Below are 1,347 nucleotides of genomic sequence, written 5' to 3' on the forward strand. Positions count from 1 at the left end.
CACCAGCGCCGTTTCCGCTCGCAGGACTGGTTCGCCGATCCGGCACGCTCGGACATGGTCGCGCTCTATCTGGAGCGCTTCATGAACTACGGCATCACGCCGGCGGAATTGCGCTCGGGGCGGCCGATCATCGGCATCGCGCAATCGGGCAGCGACCTGTCGCCCTGCAACCGCATCCACCTCGATCTGGCGAAGCGGGTGCGCGACGGCATCCGGGACGCAGGGGGAATCGCGATGGAGTTCCCGGTCCATCCGATCTTCGAGAACTGCCGCCGTCCGACCGCCGCGCTCGATCGCAACCTCGCCTACATGGGGCTGGTCGAGATTCTCTACGGCTACCCCATCGATGCCGTCGTGCTGACCACCGGCTGCGACAAGACCACGCCCTCGCAGGTCATGGCCGCCTCCACCGTGGACATCCCCGCGATCGTCCTGTCCGGCGGGCCGATGCTCGACGGCTGGCATGAGGGCGACCTCGTCGGTTCGGGCACCGTCATCTGGCGCAGCCGCCGCAAGCTGGCGGCCGGAGAGATCGACGAGGAGGAATTCCTCCAGCGCGCCTGCGACAGCGCCCCCTCGGCGGGCCACTGCAACACCATGGGCACCGCCTCCACCATGAACGCGGTGGCCGAGGCGCTCGGCCTCTCGCTCCCCGGCTGCGCGGCGATCCCGGCGCCGTACCGCGAGCGTGGGCAATATGCCTACGAGACCGGCCGCCGCATCGTCGAGATGGCGCACGAAGACTTGCGCCCCTCGCATATTCTGACGCGCGACAGCTTCCTCAACGCCATCCGCGTCGTCAGCGCGATCGGCGGGTCGAGCAACGCGCAGCCGCACATCATGGCGATGGCGCGCCACGCGGGCGTCGAACTCAGCGCCTCGGACTGGACCGAGCACGGCTACGACCTGCCGCTGATCCTCGACATGCAGCCGGCCGGGCGGTTCCTGGGCGAACGCTTCCACCGCGCGGGCGGCGTGCCCTCGATCATGTGGGAACTGCAGCAGGCGGGCGTGCTTGCCGAAAACTGCCTCACCGTCACCGGCGAGACGCTGGCCGCCAACATCGAGGGCCGCGAGACCCGCGACCGCGAGGTGATCCGCCCCTTCGCCGAGCCGCTGCGCGAGAAGGCGGGCTTCCTCGTCCTCTCCGGCAACCTGTTCGACTGCGGCATCATGAAGACCTCGGTGATCTCCGAGGAGTTCCAGAACCGCTACCTCTCGCGCCCCGGCTCCGAAGGTGTGTTCGAAGGCCGCGCCGTGGTGTTCGAGGGCGGCGAGGACTACCACCACCGCATCAACGACCCCGCACTGGAGATCGACGCCGACTGCATCCTCGTCATGCGCGGC

General features: G+C 68.9%; 1 protein-coding gene. It reads left to right on the forward strand.

Features of this window, described 5'->3' with window-relative positions; genetic code table 11:
* Positions 1–1,347, forward strand: a 1,347-nt coding sequence (locus QRN25_RS26190; RefSeq protein WP_285022467.1) for an IlvD/Edd family dehydratase, incomplete at both ends; no start/stop codon positions are given.

The sequence above is a fragment of the Novosphingobium sp. fls2-241-R2A-195 genome (assembly GCF_030209485.1).
In the GTDB taxonomy this organism is placed as follows: Bacteria; Pseudomonadota; Alphaproteobacteria; order Sphingomonadales; family Sphingomonadaceae; genus Novosphingobium; species Novosphingobium resinovorum.